Origin of the sequence: Microbacterium algihabitans (assembly GCF_032464975.1) — a bacterium.
In the GTDB taxonomy this organism is placed as follows: Bacteria; Actinomycetota; Actinomycetes; order Actinomycetales; family Microbacteriaceae; genus Microbacterium; species Microbacterium algihabitans.
Genome location: NZ_JAWDIU010000001.1, coordinates 261760 through 277214 on the forward strand (window position 1 = coordinate 261760; position 15455 = coordinate 277214).

14 protein-coding genes are annotated in these 15455 nt (G+C 69.6%); 3 read left to right on the forward strand and 11 right to left on the reverse strand.

The features are described from left to right. Positions 1-17: 17 nt before the first annotated feature. The 5 genes from RWH43_RS01270 to RWH43_RS01290 are packed head-to-tail and all read right to left on the reverse strand — an operon-like array spanning position 18 to position 5163. Positions 18-851: a ThuA domain-containing protein gene (locus RWH43_RS01270; RefSeq protein WP_144828785.1), complete on the reverse strand. Its 834-nt coding sequence runs from the start codon at positions 849-851 to the stop codon at positions 18-20. Further along, entirely contained in the window at positions 848-1993 is a 1146-nt protein-coding gene (locus RWH43_RS01275; protein ID WP_222123885.1) for a Gfo/Idh/MocA family protein, read from the reverse strand. Before RWH43_RS01275 ends, RWH43_RS01270 begins: the two co-directional genes overlap by 4 nt. Further along, a complete protein-coding gene (locus RWH43_RS01280; protein ID WP_144828788.1) occupies positions 1990-2868 on the reverse strand; it encodes a carbohydrate ABC transporter permease in 879 nt (292 codons plus the stop codon). Before RWH43_RS01280 ends, RWH43_RS01275 begins: the two co-directional genes overlap by 4 nt. A 1-nt stretch (position 2869) precedes the next feature. Continuing rightward, complete coding sequence (locus RWH43_RS01285) at positions 2870-3811, reverse strand: carbohydrate ABC transporter permease (RefSeq protein WP_316000458.1); 942 nt, start codon at positions 3809-3811, stop codon at positions 2870-2872. Continuing rightward, positions 3808-5163, reverse strand: coding sequence for an ABC transporter substrate-binding protein (locus RWH43_RS01290; protein ID WP_144828791.1), 1356 nt, complete (start codon positions 5161-5163; stop codon positions 3808-3810). Before RWH43_RS01290 ends, RWH43_RS01285 begins: the two co-directional genes overlap by 4 nt. Before the next feature lie 221 nt (positions 5164-5384). Here RWH43_RS01290 and RWH43_RS01295 point away from each other — a divergent pair, with 221 nt between their 5' ends. The 3 genes from RWH43_RS01295 to RWH43_RS01305 are packed head-to-tail and all read left to right on the forward strand — an operon-like array spanning position 5385 to position 8963. Beyond that, entirely contained in the window at positions 5385-6095 is a 711-nt protein-coding gene (locus RWH43_RS01295) for a GntR family transcriptional regulator (RefSeq protein WP_230704526.1), read from the forward strand. 8 nt (positions 6096-6103) lie between these two features. Then, the gene (locus tag RWH43_RS01300; protein ID WP_144828797.1) at positions 6104-7108 is read left to right on the forward strand and encodes a LacI family DNA-binding transcriptional regulator; all 1005 of its coding nucleotides are present in this window, start codon (positions 6104-6106) and stop codon (positions 7106-7108) included. Between the two features lie 37 nt (positions 7109-7145). Further along, the gene (locus tag RWH43_RS01305; protein ID WP_154096014.1) at positions 7146-8963 is read left to right on the forward strand and encodes a glycoside hydrolase family 2 protein; all 1818 of its coding nucleotides are present in this window, start codon (positions 7146-7148) and stop codon (positions 8961-8963) included. A 79-nt stretch (positions 8964-9042) separates the two neighbouring features. On the opposite strand, the gene iolD is transcribed toward RWH43_RS01305, so the two are convergent. The 6 genes from iolD to RWH43_RS01335 form a co-directional block, all read right to left on the reverse strand. Next, positions 9043-10977 carry a 3D-(3,5/4)-trihydroxycyclohexane-1,2-dione acylhydrolase (decyclizing) gene (iolD, locus tag RWH43_RS01310; RefSeq protein ID WP_230704327.1) on the reverse strand — a complete coding sequence of 645 codons (1935 nt, stop codon included), beginning with the start codon at positions 10975-10977 and terminating at the stop codon, positions 9043-9045. After that, positions 10974-11861 carry a 5-deoxy-glucuronate isomerase gene (gene iolB, locus RWH43_RS01315; protein ID WP_144828803.1) on the reverse strand — a complete coding sequence of 296 codons (888 nt, stop codon included), beginning with the start codon at positions 11859-11861 and terminating at the stop codon, positions 10974-10976. Before iolB ends, iolD begins: the two co-directional genes overlap by 4 nt. Then, on the reverse strand, positions 11858-12751 hold the full coding sequence (locus RWH43_RS01320) for a Cgl0159 family (beta/alpha)8-fold protein (RefSeq protein WP_222123887.1): 894 nt from the start codon (positions 12749-12751) through the stop codon (positions 11858-11860). The genes iolB and RWH43_RS01320 overlap by 4 nt, the downstream gene beginning before the upstream one ends. Continuing rightward, complete coding sequence (gene iolC / locus RWH43_RS01325; RefSeq protein ID WP_316000459.1) at positions 12744-13715, reverse strand: 5-dehydro-2-deoxygluconokinase; 972 nt, start codon at positions 13713-13715, stop codon at positions 12744-12746. Before iolC ends, RWH43_RS01320 begins: the two co-directional genes overlap by 8 nt. A gap of 200 nt (positions 13716-13915) precedes the next feature. Further along, positions 13916-14578, reverse strand: a complete 663-nt coding sequence (gene hpf, locus RWH43_RS01330; RefSeq protein ID WP_316000460.1) for a ribosome hibernation-promoting factor, HPF/YfiA family — start codon at positions 14576-14578, stop codon at positions 13916-13918. 135 nt (positions 14579-14713) lie between these two features. After that, positions 14714-15358, reverse strand: coding sequence for a ComF family protein (locus RWH43_RS01335; protein WP_316000461.1), 645 nt, complete (start codon positions 15356-15358; stop codon positions 14714-14716). Positions 15359-15455 lie beyond the last annotated feature (97 nt).

A 15455-nucleotide genomic window follows, 5' to 3' on the forward strand; every position in this document is an offset into this window, starting at 1 on the left:
GGGGTTCTCCTCGGCTGTCACGCGCCGTTCTCCCGCGGCGCGATCAGCTCACGGGTGTAGTAATCGACGAGGCCGTCGGGCGAGCCGAGCACCGGCCGGTCGAACTCCCCGGTCAGGTACATGGGCGTGACGAGGTACGACTCGCGCTCGCGAGAGGAGTACGCCCACTTCACGCCGTTCGCGATCACGCGCTGCACGTCGGGATGGTGGTAGACGGGGTAGATCTCGTCGCCGGGGCTGAAGTAGAAGACCTTGCCGTATCCGCGGCGATAGGTGATGCCGCTGCGGAACACCTCGCCGCCGGAGAAGCTGCTGATGAACACCAGCTCATCGGGTTCGGGGATGTCGAAGAACTCGCCGTACATCTCCTGCCCCGGGATGACGAGCGGCTGCGGGACGCCCTCGGCGATCGGATGCCGCGGCGACACCGTCCAGACGAGCTCGCTGTCAGCGTCGTTGCGCCACCGCAGGCTGCACGTCGTCCCCATGAGCCGACGGAAGATCTTGGAGTGGTGCCCCGAGTGCAGGACGATGATGCCCATCCCCTCGAGGACGTGCTTCTGGATGCGGTCCACGACCTCGTCCGCGACCTCCTCGTGGGCGGTGTGGCCCCACCAGAGCAGTACATCGGTCTCGGCGAGCAGTTCCTCCGTCATCCCGTGCTCGGCGTCGTCGAGCACGCGCGTGGTCACGGTGACCTCCTCGCCCAGCAGACCCGTGATGCCGGCCGCGATGGTGCTGTGCATCCCGTCGGGATAGATGCCGCGGACGACCTCGTTGATCTGCTCGTGGCGGTTCTCACCCCACACGACGACGCGGATGGCCTTCTTCGGCAGGGTGGGAGTGGTCATCGAGCGCCTCCAGACGCGATCATGGCCGGGGCTGACCCCCAGGCCGGTGTGGTGATGCCGTCGGCGGCGCTCGTCCACGACCGCAGAAGGTCGCGGATGTCATCGTGCTCCTCGGCGGCGATGGCGAGCGCGAGCGACTCCTCGATCAGGTCGTCGAGCACGACCTTCTCGCCGCCGCGGTCGCTGCTGCGGATCGCGCCCTCGACCATCGCGAGGGTGCGGACGTTCGCGCGCACTTCGTTCTGCGGGGTGCGACCCGACCGCAGGGACGCGACGAATTCCTTCAGGGACCCCTCGATGCCTTCGCTGTCGCTGCGCACCTCGACCTCGACGCCGACCGTGTCGGTCTCGACGAGGGCATCCCCGTCCCAGTGCGTGGCGCCGTGCTCGGCGTAGACCCGCCAGTCGGCGTTCCACGACGTCTGCAGTCCGGGCGTCGCGCGGCTCCCCGAGTAGACGAATCGCGCGCCCGAGGCCAGCTCGAAGGTGGCCGTGGCGGCCGCGTCACCGGCGAACCAGCTCCACGACGGGTTCCAGGAGTCGCAGCGCACGCTGACCGGTTCGTCGGCGCTGAGGTAACGCAGCATGTCGAAGTGGTGCACCGACATGTCGACCAGCAGAGGGTGCGCCATCTGCTCGCGGAAGCCGGGCTCGTGGTCCTCGTGGAAGAACTGCGCGTGCACGGCTCCGATCGGACCGAGCGCGCCCACCACGTCGCGGAACGCCGCGAGGTGGTCGAAGTAGCGTCGCGACTGGCTGACCATGAGCAGCTGCCCCGTCGCGTCGGCGAGTGCGACCTGGCGCAATGCCTCGGCGACCGTCGGGGCGAGCGGCTTCTCGCACAGGACGGGGAGCCCCGCGCGCATCGCCTGCTCGTTCACGACCCGATGCGCCTGCGGCACCGTGACGTTGACGACGGCTCGGGCACCGGATCGCTCGACGACGTCGACGAGGGATGCGCCGACGACCGCGTCGAGGCCGATCCCCGCGACGGTCTCGCGCGCGAGGTCGACGTCGAGATCGACGACGCCGACGGCGCGTGCGTGCGGCGAGCGCGACAGCATCCGCAACCACTCCCCACCCATCGCTCCGGCACCGACGACCACGACGGGTAGACGCATCGACTCGGACATCTCCGTCATCCCTTCAACGCTCCGCCGAGGCTCGACTTGAGCAGGTTCTTGCGCACCAGCATGTACAGCACGGCGGGGGGCAGGACATAGACCACGGCGCTCGCGGCCAGCAGGCCCCAGTCGACGATGTTGCGCTCGCTGAAGGCGCGGAACAGTCCGATCGCGAGCGGGTAGAGCTCCTGGTTCTGCAGGAGCACGAGCGGGGTGAGGAAGTCGCCCCACGAACCCATGAACATGAGCATGGCCGCCGCGCCCAGTCCGGGTCCCATGAGCGGGAGGACGATGCGCCGAGCACCCTGGAGGCGGGTGTTGCCGTCGGTCCAGGCCGCTTCCTCGAGCTCCATCGGGACCGCGTCGACGGTGCCCTTCATCAACCAGAGGGTCACCGGCAGTCCACTGACCGCCTGCACGATGATGAGCCCGTGCAGGGTGTTGGCCAATCCCAGGTTGACCATGATCAGGTACAGCGCCACGATCGTCGCCGGCGCCGGGATGACGCGGATCAGCAGGATGCTGAACATGAAGAACCGTCGTCCGCGAAAGGCGAACCGCGACAAGGCGTAGCCTCCGGCGATCCCGAGGACGAGGTTCAACGCCGTCGACGAGATCGCGATGATCAGACTGTTCACCAGAAGCAGGGGCGTTCCGGATGCCGTGAAGAAGCGCACGAAGTTCTCGAACGAGAGCGCCGGCCATTGGACCGTCGCGCCCGCATCGGCGTCGACGGCGCTGAACACGACCCACGCGAACGGGACGAGGCAGAACAGTGCCAGCACGACGATCAGCGCGTAGCCGATGCATCTCTGCAGGACGTCGACGGGACCGAGACGACGTCGACGTTCGACGTGCGCGGAAGCCGCGACGCGGCTGTCGATGGCGGTCATGTCACACCTCTACCTTCGCCAGGCGCACGTATGTGAAGCCCAGCACGACGACGATGACGAGCAGGATGATCGACGCGGCGCTGCCGATGCCGATCTGCGAGAACTGCAGGGCCCGCTCGTAGATGTAGATGGCGGCGATGCGCGTCTGACCGCCGGGGCCACCTCGGGTGAGGAAGTACACGAGACCGAACATGCCGACGGTGCTGATGGTCGTGAGCAGCAGGTAGAGGAAGACCGGACCGCGGATGAGCGGAAGGGTGACGTGCCGAAACACCTGGACGGCGCTGGCCCCATCGACGCGGGCGGCTTCGATCAGCTCAGCAGGGACGTCCTCGAGGGCGGCCTGGAACATGATCATGGCGAAGGCCAGACCACGCCAGATGTTGACGAGGATGATGGCGAGCATCGGCGCCGTCTGCAACCACGCGGTGGGCTCGGAGCCGAACACCGCGGTGAGCCGGTTCAGCGTCCCCTCCGGGCTGGTCGCCAGCACGCTGGCCCAGGTGAGCGAGGCGACGACCTCCGGAACGACCATCGGCATGAGCAGCGCGGCCCCGAAGAAGCCCTTGCCGCGGATCCACGGCCGACTCAACAGGATCGCGGCGACCATTCCGAGCACCGTTTGCCCGACGATCGCCGACCAGAAGAGGAAGGTGCCGGTCTGCCCCAGGGAGCCGAGGAAGTCGGTGCTGCCGAGCAGGTACGCGTAGTTGTCGAACCCCACGAACTTCGGATTTCGCGCCGCGAACCCCGTCAACTGCGTGTTGGTGAGGCTGAGCCAGATGCCGTACACGGCCGGCAGCACGATGAACAGCACGATCAGGACGGCCGAGGGGCCCAGCAGAAGGAGGACCAGCGGCCATGTGCGGGCGCGCCGGCGCCGCGGCGCAGGCGGCTGCTCAGCCGTCTGCACCGCGGCGGGGACGTCGATGATCGACGTCACTGCTTCACCAGGCTCGGTCCGAGCAGGTCGGTGGCGTCCTTCTTGAAGGCCTCGTAGGCCTGCTTGCCGTCGGCCTGACCGCTCAGGATCAGCTCGGTCGCGGTGGCGACCGCCTGGCTGATCTGGTCGGCGCCGTCGCCGGTCACCACGAAGACGCTGTTCGAGAGGTCTTCACCGGCCTGCAGCAGCTGCGGCTCGCCGGAGTAGGGGGCCACGTCGTCGAGGTCGTCGCGGGCGGACGCCGCTCCCGAGGCCACGAGCTGCTCGGCCAGCGGCTTGCCGCTGGAGAGGTACTTGATGAACTCGAAGGCCGCGGCCTTCTTGTCGGAGTCGGCGGAGATCGCGTAACCGCCACCGGTGCTGCTCCAGCCGTAGGGCTGGTCGCCGTCGCGCAGACCCGGCCACTGCCACGTCGAGACCTTCTCGGTGAGGCCGTCGATGGGGGTGGCACCGTCGGGGCCCCAGTCGAACTTCCATCCCCACGTGCCCTGAGCCGAGACCTGGATGTCGCCCGCGGGGAACTTGACGTACTTCGTCGGCTCCCACGGGTTCGGGTTCTGCAGATCCTGGACCGGCATGAGGCCCTTCTGCACGAGCTCGGCGTAGAGCTCGAAGACGGCGAGCCAGCCGGGGGTGTCGAGATCCCACGTCGCCGTCTCGCTGTCGTAGTACCCGGTGTCGGTCCCGCCGAGCAGAGGCTGGAAGCCCTCGCCCCACGTTCCGCCACCCCAGGCCGTTCCGGCGGGGATGACGATGGGCGTCCCACCGGTGGCCGCCTTGACCTTCTCGAGGCGCGAGATCAGGTCGTCCCAGGTCTTGGGCTGCGTCGTGTCGACGCCGAGCTGCTCGAGCACGTCCTTGCGGTAGAAGAGGTTCAGCACGCCGGCGCCGGAGGGGAGGTTGTAGACCTGACCGTCCTGTCGGGTCATGGCCTCTTTGACGGCGGGGTAGTAGTGCTCCCAGCCCTCCCACTGGTCGAGGTAGGAATCGAGGGGCTCGAGGTAACCGGCCGACGACCACGCTATGGCCATGTTCTCGCCGATGTCGAGCACGTCGGGCGCCTGACCGGCGATGAGCTGCTGGGTGAGCTTGGTCTTCACCTGCTCGTCCGTCAGCACATCGGCGATGAGGTCGACCTTGATGTCCTTGCCCTGCTCCTTCATCGCGGCTTCGAAGCCCGGGATCTCCTTGGAGATCGCGTCGATGTTGGTCTGCTTGCTCTCCAGAATGCTGATCGTCACGGGGCCGTCCGTGCCGTCGCCGCTCGTGGCGTCTCCGGCGGAGCAGCCGGTGAGTCCCGCCGCGGTGACCACGGTGGCCGTGAACGCAGCAACGACGTATTTGCGCTTCATTGCGATGCCTCTCCTGGAAACACCCCGTCGGCTGCTTTGCCGAGCTGTCGGGTCCATCCCGTCTGCATGTTAGGACAATTGGAATGAGGTCGTCAACCGTCTCGGGCGACTTTGTACTAACATGACATACGCAGGTTTTGTCAGTCCGGACGAGAGTCGAGGGTCGCATGCTCGAGGGAGAACAGCCGGTCGTGCTGCCGGCGGAACAGCTGCTTCAGCCTATGGCGCAGGCCGCGCCACTGTGGATCCGGCTCTCGCGCGGACTCGAGGCCGCAATCGCCTCGGGGGCCCTGCCCCCGGGCGCTCGGCTCGAGAACGAGGTCTCGATGAGCGAGAGACTGTCGCTCTCGCGACCGACGGTGCGACGCGCCATCCAGGAACTCGTCGACAAGGGCCTGCTCGTTCGCCGACGCGGAGTGGGAACACAGGTCGTCCACGGTTCGGTGGCGCGGCAGATCGATCTGACCAGCCTGTACGACGACCTGAAGCGGTCGGGACGCGTCCCCTCCACCCGCGTGCTCGACGTGACCTTCGCCCGGGTGGGTCCCGAGGTGACCGAGCAGTTGGGTCTCGACCAGACCTCCCGCGTGCTGAAGATCCGCCGCGTGCGCTTCGCCGACTCCGTGCCGATCGCCGTCCTCGAGAACTATCTGCCCGACACCTTCGCCGACATTACCGCGGAGCGACTCGCCGAGGTCGGCCTCTACCAGGAGTTGCATGCCCGGGGCGTGACGCTGCGCGTCGCGCGCCAGCGCATCGGCGCCCGTCGGGCCAGCGTCGACGAGGGGCTGCTGCTGGACATCGGACGCGGCGCCCCCGTGCTCACCATGGACCGCACCGCCTACGACGCCGACGGCGCCGCCGTCGAGTACGGCCGCCATTGCTACCGCCCCGACCTCTACGGGTTCGAGATGACCCTCGTCGAGCGATGAGGCCCGCGGTGTCGGCGACCCTGCAGGACGTGGCCACGCTCGCGGGGGTGTCCATCAAGACCGTGTCCAACGTCGTGCGCGGGTATCAGCACGTGCGCCCCTCCACGCGTGCCCGGGTGCAGGCCGCCATCGATGAGCTGGGATACGTCCCTCACAGCATCGCCCGTCGTCTGGCCACCGGCACGACGGGGATGGTCGCGTTCGCGCTGCCGGCGATCGAGACGCCCTACTTCGCGGAGCTGGCCGCCCTCGTCTCCACCGAGATCGGCGGCTTCGACTACCGCCTGCTGATCGAGCAGACGTCGGGCAGTCTCGATGACGAGCGAGCGGTTCTGCGGGGGCGCGAGCAGGGGCTGATCGACGGACTCATCTTCCAGCCCACCGAACTCGACGCCGACGCCATCGAGCAGTTCCGCGGGTCCACCCCTCTCGTCCTGCTGGGCGAGATCCCTCCGCCGCCGACGGTCGATCACGTCATGGTCGACAACATCGCCGCGGCGCGGGCCGCCACGTTCCACCTGCTGCACTCGGGGCGGACGCGCATCGCCTTCCTCGGATACGCGGCAGCCGCCGGCCATGCGACGGCGAGCCTGCGCGCCGAGGGCTATCTGTCGGCCCTCGAGGACTGCGGAGCTCATCGCAGCGACGACCTGCTCATCCCGATGCAGCGCTTCGGGGCGTTCGCGGCCGAGGCGGCGGTGATCGATGCGATCGAGACGGGGGTGAGCTTCGACGGCCTGGTGTGCTTCGACGACCTCGCCGGCATCGGGGCGATGAAGGCCCTCGCCCGCGCGGGACGCGTCGTCCCCGACGACGTGGGCGTCGTCGGGTGGGACGACATCCTGATGTCCAACTTCACCAATCCGGGGCTGACGACCGTCCGCCCCGACAAGCCCACGCTGACCCGAACGGCCTTCCGGATGCTCCGGGAGCGCATGGACGGAGCGGGCGGCCCCGGTCGGCACGAGACGGTCGGATTCGACCTGGTCGTGCGCGGGAGTACCGCGAGCTAATTTGCAGCGCTGGAAAATCTGCGCCACAGTGTTGCGCATGCAACCCCTGACTCCTCCTGCATCCGACCTCGATGGCGAGTACCCGCGACCGCAGCTGCGCCGACCCGACTGGCGGAGCCTCGACGGCGAGTGGCGCTTCGCCTACGACGACGACGAAACCGGCACGGCGGCGGGCTGGTTCCGCACCGGCGACTTCGACCGCGTCATCGCCGTGCCGTACCCTCCGGAATCGGCTCTCTCGGGCATCGGCGACACGTCCTACCACGCGGTGCTCTGGTACTCCCGTCGTCTGAGCGCCGAGGAGGTCGCGCGCACCAACCCCGCCGGGCGCCTTCTGCTGCATTTCGGCGCGGTCGACTACGCCGCGACCGTCTGGCTCAACGGCAGCCAGGTGGCCACGCACCGCGGTGGGCAGACGCCCTTCACCGCCGACATCACCGACCACATCGCCGCGGACGGCGACGATCTCCTCGTCGTGCAGGCGATCGACCGTCCCCTCGACGTCGGTCAGCCCCGGGGCAAGCAGGAGTGGCTGCCGGAGCCGCACGAGATCTGGTACTCCCGCACGAGCGGCATCTGGCAGCCCGTGTGGGTCGAGGAGGTGCCCGCGACCCACGTCACCGAACTCTCGTGGCGCACGACGCGCAGCACCGACAGCGTCGTCCTGGAAGTCCTCTGCAACCGCCCCCTCGGCCCCGACGCGGTGATCGACGTGCAGCTGAGCTACGCCGGTTCCCCTCTCACCCGGGTGCAGGTCGCGTCGCCGGCCACGGGGGCGCCGATCCTCGACATCCCCCTGCGCGACCAGCGCAACGGACAGCACTACGAGAAGCTCGTCTGGACGCCCGAGACACCCCGACTGATCGACGCGACCGTCACGATCACCGACGGGGACTCCGTCGACGCGGTCTCGTCGTACCTGGGGCTGCGTACCGTCGGCACGGCGGCCGGACGGTTCCTGCTCAACGACCGGCCGTACTTCGTCCGCTCGGTACTCGAGCAGGGGTTCTGGCCGGAGTCCCACCTCGCCGCACCCAGCGCGGACGCGCTGCGGGCCGAGGTGCAGCTCATCAAGGACATGGGATTCAATGCCGCCCGCCTCCACCAGAAGGCCGAGGACCCCCGGTTCCTTTATTGGGCGGACCGGCTCGGCCTGCTGCTGTGGGGAGAGGCGCCCGCCGCGTTCGAATTCACCACCAGCGCGATGACCGATCTGACCCGCGAGTGGGTCGACCTCGTCCGTCGCGATCGCTCGCACCCCTCGATCGTCACGTGGGTGCCCTTCAACGAGAGCTGGGGCGTGCGCGACGTCGTCACGGACGAGCCGCAGCGGGCGTTCACGCGCGGATTGGCCGACCTGACCCGCGCGCTCGATCCGACCCGCCCCGTCATCTCGAACGACGGGTGGGAGCACACCCGATCGGACATCCTCTCGGTGCACGACTACGACCCCGACCCCGAGACGTTCGCCCGGCGCTACGCCGATCGGGACGCCCTGTCGCGATTGTTCGCCGGGTACGGCCCGTCGCACCGGCTGATGATGGCGGAGGGGACGGCCGACGTCGACACCCTCCCGGTCATGGTCACCGAGTTCGGGGGCGTGAAGTACGAGACCTCCGCCTCGGCGCCGGCATGGGGATACTCCACGAGCGCGACCCCCGAAGAGCTGGAACATCACCTCCGCGGCCTCTTCGGCGCTCTCCTCGACAGCACCGTGCTGTCCGGCTTCTGCTACACGCAGCTCACCGACACGATGCAGGAGGCGAACGGCCTCGCCTTCGAGGACCGGACGCCGAAACTGCCCCTCGAGACGCTCCGATCCATCATCGGCCGGGAGTCCCACTCGCAGCCCTGAGCGCTCGCCTCGAACGACGGCGAACGGCGGTGGACCTTCGGGGCCACCGCCGTTCGCGACTGGACGGGGAGGACCGTGCTCAGCCGAGCAGCGGCCGCTGCCGCGCGCGCAGCCGTTCGTAATCGGCGCGCGCGAGAGCGGTCGACGGCAGCGTCGAGTGCGCGGCGACCGGGACGTCCCACCACCCCTCGCCGTCGGGGGCGTACCGCAGCGGATCGGCATCGACATGGATGAGGGTCGTCCGCGAAGACGCCTTCGCCGCTCTCACCGCGGCCTCGAGATCGCGCGCAGCGCCCTCACCGGGCGCGACCTCGATGACGTCCACGCCGTACGACCGTGCGTTCGCGGCCAGATCGATCGGCACGTATCGCTCGCCCTCGAGGTCGGGCACCGCGGCATCCGTCATGCGGTACGCGGTTCCGAACCGCTGGGCGCCCACGGTCTCGGAGAGGTGTCCGATCGATGCATAGCCGTGGTTCTGCACGAGGACCACGACGATCTTCAGTCCCTCCGACACCGCGGTGACGAGCTCGGTGTGCAGCATCAGATACGACCCGTCGCCGACCATGACGAGCACTTCTCGATCGGGCGCACCGCGACGCACCCCGAGGCCGCCGGCGATCTCGTATCCCATCGTCGAGAACGCGTACTCGACGTGGTAGCCGAGTGGGTCGCGCACCCTCCATAGCTTGTGCAGATCTCCGGGAAGAGAACCGGCCGCCTGCACGAGCACGTCCGTGGGGTCGCTGGCGGCGTGGACGGCGCCGATGATCTCGGACTGCCCGAGCAGCCTCGCGCCCGTGGGAGCGAGCGCGCGGTCGACGACCGCCTCCCACTCGGCCTTCTCGACCCGGATCCGCTCCGCGTACGAGGCCTCGACGGCCGTCCCCTCGAGTCCGTCGACGAGTGCGTCCAGTGCCCGCCGGGCGTCGGCGACCACCGGCAGACGGCTGCCGTGCTTGTAGGCATCGAAGGAGGCGACGTTGATGTTGACGAAGCGGACCCCGTCACGTCGGAAGGCGCTGCGGCTCGCGGTGGTGAAGTCGCTGTAGCGGGTGCCCACCCCGATGACGAGGTCCGCGTCGGCGGCCAGTCTGTTCGCGGCCGTGGACCCGGTCGCGCCGACGCCGCCGAGGTACTGGGGATGATCCCACGGCAGCACGCCGACGCCCGCCTGCGTGGCGCCCACGGGAATTCCCGTCTGCTCCACGAGGCGACGCAGAGCGTCTTCGGCCCCCGAGTAGAGCACTCCTCCCCCGGCCACGATGAACGGCGCCTGGGCCCCGCGGATCGCCGCGATCGCCCGCCCCAGCTCGTCGGGCTCGGGCACGGGCCGTCGCACGTGCCAGTCACGCGGCTCCAGGAACTCGACCGGCACCTCGATCGCCTCGGCCTGCACGTCTTCGGGCAGGGCGATCGTGACGGCCCCCGTCTCGGCGGGATCGGTCAGCACGCGCATCGCGGCGAGCGCGATCGAGAACAGTTGCTCGGGGCGCTGGACGCGGTCGAAGAACCGCGAGACGGGGCGGAACGCGTCGGTGACCTGGAGGCCGGTGTCGTGGGGATGCTCGAGCTGCTGCAGAACGGGATCGGCCACGCGCGTCGCGAAGGTGTCCGACGGCAGCAACAGCACGGGGAGTCTGTTCGCCGTGGCCAGAGCGGCCCCGGTGAGCATGTTGGCGGCCCCCGGGCCGACGGATGCGGCGGCGGCGTAGGTGGCGCGCCGGCGGTGCATCCGTGCGTAGCCCACGGCCTGATGCACCATCGCCTGCTCGTTGCGCGCCTGGTGGTAGGGCATGAGACCGGGCTCGTCGGTGTGCAGCTGCACCAGCGCCTGTCCGATGCCGGCGACGTTGCCGTGACCGAAGATGCCGAACGTGCCCGCGATGGTGCGTTCGCGGATGTCTCCGTCGACCGTCCACTGGTTGGCGAGGAAGGTGATCAACGCCTGGGCGACGGTCATCGTCCGCGTCCGGGGTGCCATGGACGGCGCGGATTCGGGGTCGAGGGTCATGCGTCGGTCTCCTTCGCCGCGTAGGGCAATCGAGGGTCGGGGCGCTGGTGCGCCCAGGAAGAGCGCACCCATGCGTGAGCGGGGTCGTCCGTGATGCGCCAGGCGCGCTCCGCGCCCGGGCCGGCCATGACGTTCAAGTAGTAGAGGTCGTAGCCGGGGGCGGCGACCGCGGGTCCGTGATATCCGTACGGCACGAACGCGATGTCGCCCGTGCCGACGCGGGCGGTCGTGTCGATGGGCCGTCGATCCGAGGCGTAGGCCGCGAACAGCCCGAACGGCTCCGCTCCGCTGGGCGGCGTCGTGCCGCGGGCGGGAGCCGTCTCGAAGTAGTAGATCTCCTCGAGTTCGCTCTCGGTCGGCGACGGCGCATCGTGCTTGTGAGGCGGGTACGACGACCAGTTCTCGGCGGGCGTAATCACCTCGCACACGATGAGCTTCTGCGCGGCCATCGCCCCCGGCACACCGAAGTTGTGCACCTGCCGGGTGGAGCGCCCGGCACCGCGGATCTCGACCGGCACGTCCGCGGCTCGCATGACCGTGGGGTCCGAGGACCGGGTCGCCGGCGCCTCCGCGACGGCGACCCGACCGGTGCCGATGACGCGGAGCGGCGTGTCGATGCCGGCGTGCGCGACGTCGGTCGGCCCGTGGAAGACCGACTCCCGCCCCGCCAGCTCCCAGCGGCTGTCGCCGAGCACGACGGAGAACGATCCGGCCAGGGGCACGACCATGCGCTCGACGGCGTCGGCGGGAAGGCGGATCTCGCCGTCGAGCTCCGCGACGCGGATCCCCGTGTGCGTCCACCCCGGCGCCCTTCCCGCGCCGCCGATGCTCTCCCACGGCCCCTCGGCCAGCGACCCGCGAGGGTAGAGCCATTCGTTCGTCATGCTCGTCCGGCGACCGCGCGGGGGTGCACCATCGCTGCCGCGGTGTCGACCGCCCCGGCCACGTCGTCGTCGTCGGGATAGAGCAGGGTGCGCCCGACGACGAGGCCCCGGATGCCAGGGAGGGTCAGCGCATCCTGCCAGGAGGCGAAGGTCTCGTCCGGACCGGTCGTCGGATCGCCGCCGAGGAGGAGGGTCGGCAACGTCGAGGCCTCGGCCACGCGCTCCATGTCGGGAACCACGGGGAGCTTCAACCAGCTGTAGGCCGACGTGTTGCCGAGCCCCGTGGCGATGGCGATCGACCTGATGACAGCGTCGGCCGTCAGGTCGGTGCGGACGCGACCCTGCTCCCAGAAGCTCATGAAGGGTTCGAGCATGATCGGGATCCGCGCCTCGGCGGCTGCCGTCACGGCCGCCGCGCTCGCCTCGAGCGTCGGTGCCGTCGCCGGGTCGCCGAGGTTGATGCGCACGAGGAGCTTGGCGAGGTCGATCCCGTCGCGAGTCAGGGCCGGCACGTCGTAGGCCGTGAATCGGTCGTCCATCTCGAAGGTCGCGCCCTGCAGACCCCCGCGGTTCATCGATCCGACGACGATCTTCCCGTCCAGCGCGCCGAGGAGGGCGAGGTCCTCGACGATGTCGGGGGTGCCGAGCACGCCGTCGACACCGGGGCGCCCCAGGGCGGCCACGAGCCGTTCCAGCAGGTCGACCCTGCTGGCCATCGCGCCGGAGCGGCCGCCCACGCCCAAGGCGCCGCGCGCGGGGTGGTCGGCCGCGACGATGAACAGGCGCCCGTCGCCGTCAAGCAGAGACCGCCGCCGCCGGTCGCGCAGCGCGTGCGCGACACGACCCGGCTCCTCGGCTCGGATGCGGCGCAGTTCGTCGAGGTCAAACACGCGCCACCGACCCGTCGAGGAGGTGGCGGACGTCGGCTTCGCCCGGCATCGCGGTCGAACATTCGCGTCTGCCCGCGACGATCGCGCCCGCGGCGTTCGCCCAGCGCAGCGTCTCTTCGAGGTCCCAGTCGGCGAGCAGACCGTGGCACAGGGCCCCGCCGAAGGCATCGCCCGCACCGAGACCGTTCACGACCGCCACGGCGAACGGCGCCACTTCGACGCGGCGCTCGCGCGTCTTGGCGAGGACGCCCTTGGGGCCCTGCTTCACGATCGCCAGCTGAACACCCCGCTCGAGCAGGGCGTCCGCGGCACGGTCCGGGTCGGTCTCGCCGACGGCGATCTCGCACTCCTCGAGGTTGCCGACCGCCACCGTCACCTGCCCGACCGCCGCTCGCACCTGGGAGCGCGCCTCGTCGGGGCTCCCCCAGAACATCGGGCGGTAGTCGAGGTCGAGCACCGTGAGCGGTCGGCGCCCCCGCGCGTCCCAGGCCGCGAAGTGGGCGGCCCGACTCGGCTCCCGACTCAAGCCCGTCACGGTGGACCAGAACACCCTCGCCGTCCGCACGGCATCGACGTCGATCTCGCCGGGGCGGATCACCAGATCGGGGGCGATCGGGTCGCGATAGAAGTACAGCGGGAAGTGGTCGGGCGGGAAGATCTCGCAGAACGTCACCGGGGTGTTCAGTCCCGGGACCACGTCGATGAAGCGGTCGGAGACCCCGAGTCGGGACAGTTCGCGTCGCACGAACTCGCCGAAGGGGTCGGCGCCCGTGCGGCTGATCAAGGCCGCGCTCCGGCCGTAGCGGGCGGCGGCGACCGCGACGTTCGCCGCGGAACCACCGAGGTACTTCCCGAAGGTCGAGACGTCCGGCAGGCCGACGCCGTCCTGCAGGGGATACAGGTCGACTCCGGCTCGGCCGATGGCGAGCACGTCGAGCGGTGCGGTGGCTGCGGGAGAACTCAAAACGGGGCGATCCTCTTCGATCGGGGGAACCGGCAGGTCGCGTGAGCGCATAGCTCGCACGACTTTGTGCTTACAAATACCGATCCTACGGCGTCGACCGTTGTTTCCCCAAGGATCACTCCGCATGCAACGGCAACTCCCCCTCACACGACACGACGCCCCCGACCTTCCGGCCGGGGGCGTCGTGTCGTTCGTTCAGGTCAGGAAGCGACCGGCACGGCAGGCTGAGCCTGGGTCGTCAGCTCGATCACGCCGTAGTCCCAGCCCTTGCGGCGGTAGACGACGCTGGGGTGATCGGTGCGCGCGTCGATGAACAGGAAGAAGTCGTGGCCGACCAGTTCCATGCGGTCGACCGCGTCTTCGACGGTCATCCACTCCGCCTCGAACTCCTTCTGGCGGATGACGACCGGGCAGTAGTCCTCTTCTTCGGCCGAGTCGGCCTGCACCGGCACCGAGCCGGTCGCGATCGCGCGCAGCACCTCGACCGAGGCGGGTTCGACGTCGATGCCCGCGATCTCTCCGGTGCCCTTCTCGAACTTCGCGCCGCGCGGGTGGTTGCGCAGATCGACGCGCTTGTCCTTCGCGCGGCGCACCTGCTCCGAGATCTTGTCGACAGCGAGGTCGAGAGCGGCGAACTTGTCGGCGTCGGTGGCTTCGGCCCGCACGACGGGGCCCTTGCCGTCGAGGGTGAGCTCGACCGTATCGTCTTCCATCCGTCCGTTGCGATAGGAGCGATGCGTCACCTTGACCTCGAGCGCCTGCGCACGCGGCGCCAGGTGCTCGATGCGGCTGACCTTCTCTTCGACCACCGAGCGGAAACGATCGGTGATACCGACTCCCACGCCGACGATGTTGGTGTCCATCCGTGACCTCCTTGTTCCGGGTTCCGCCCGGTCTAAGGGCGGAACGTCCGTCGCCTTCAGTCATCCTTACGCTAGTGCTCGGCCACCCTCATGTCACGTGGCAATCACCCCTGATTCATCTTGCGGCTCACCGATTCATCCCGCATCGCCGTGATGACGCGGCGTGGCCGCCAGGGTGACCGCGATCACCCGATCGGCCCCCGCCGCGCGCAGCGCACGTGCCGCCTCGACGAGGGTCGCCCCCGTGGTCACGACGTCGTCGACGACCACGACGGTGCCCGTCACGGGGCGCGCCCTCAGGGCCCCCTCGAGGTTGCGCCGGCGCGCGTGAAAGCCCAGCCCGCGCTGATCCAGCGTCGATCGCTGCAGGTGCAGCAGCCGTTGCGTGCGCCACCCCGCCCGGGCGACCAGCAGGTCGACGGGTCGGTAGCCCCGTCGCCGGAACGCCGCGCGGGATCCGGGCACGCTCGTCACCTGCGCACCGGCCGGGGTCGCGCTGCGCAGCGCGGCATCGAGGGCGGGGGCGAGCTTTCCTGCGAGCCCGGTGCGTCCGTCCTCCTTGAGAGCGCGGATGGTGCGCGCGACCACACCGTCGAAGGGCAGGGCCGAGGTGACGGTGAGACCGGGGGCCAGCGAACGCCGCGTGCACCGCGGGGCGAGGGCGTCGCGGCATCCGGAGCAGAGGGACACATCGAGCGCGTCGCATCCCGCGCACGAGACCGGCAACCAGAACGTCAGGGCGTCGCCGAAGGCTGCGGCGACGACGGAGGCGAGGGTCATTCCCCCACGCTGGCCGACAGGGCACGGCCGCACCGCCCACCCTCCCCCGTTCGGGGAGGGAACGGCGGAACACACCGCTGGGGAGGAGGGGTCGGCC

Coding starts and splice junctions, on each gene's coding strand:
- RWH43_RS01270 (WP_144828785.1), bottom strand. CDS start 851: ATGACCACTCCCACCCTGCCGAAGAAGGCCATCCGCGTCGTCGTGTGG.
- RWH43_RS01275 (WP_222123885.1), bottom strand. CDS start 1,993: ATGACGGAGATGTCCGAGTCGATGCGTCTACCCGTCGTGGTCGTCGGT.
- RWH43_RS01280 (WP_144828788.1), bottom strand. CDS start 2,868: ATGACCGCCATCGACAGCCGCGTCGCGGCTTCCGCGCACGTCGAACGT.
- RWH43_RS01290 (WP_144828791.1), bottom strand. CDS start 5,163: ATGAAGCGCAAATACGTCGTTGCTGCGTTCACGGCCACCGTGGTCACC.
- RWH43_RS01295 (WP_230704526.1), top strand. CDS start 5,385: ATGGCGCAGGCCGCGCCACTGTGGATCCGGCTCTCGCGCGGACTCGAG.
- RWH43_RS01305 (WP_154096014.1), top strand. CDS start 7,146: ATGCAACCCCTGACTCCTCCTGCATCCGACCTCGATGGCGAGTACCCG.
- iolD (WP_230704327.1), bottom strand. CDS start 10,977: ATGACCCTCGACCCCGAATCCGCGCCGTCCATGGCACCCCGGACGCGG.
- iolB (WP_144828803.1), bottom strand. CDS start 11,861: ATGACGAACGAATGGCTCTACCCTCGCGGGTCGCTGGCCGAGGGGCCG.
- hpf (WP_316000460.1), bottom strand. CDS start 14,578: ATGGACACCAACATCGTCGGCGTGGGAGTCGGTATCACCGATCGTTTC.
- RWH43_RS01335 (WP_316000461.1), bottom strand. CDS start 15,358: ATGACCCTCGCCTCCGTCGTCGCCGCAGCCTTCGGCGACGCCCTGACG.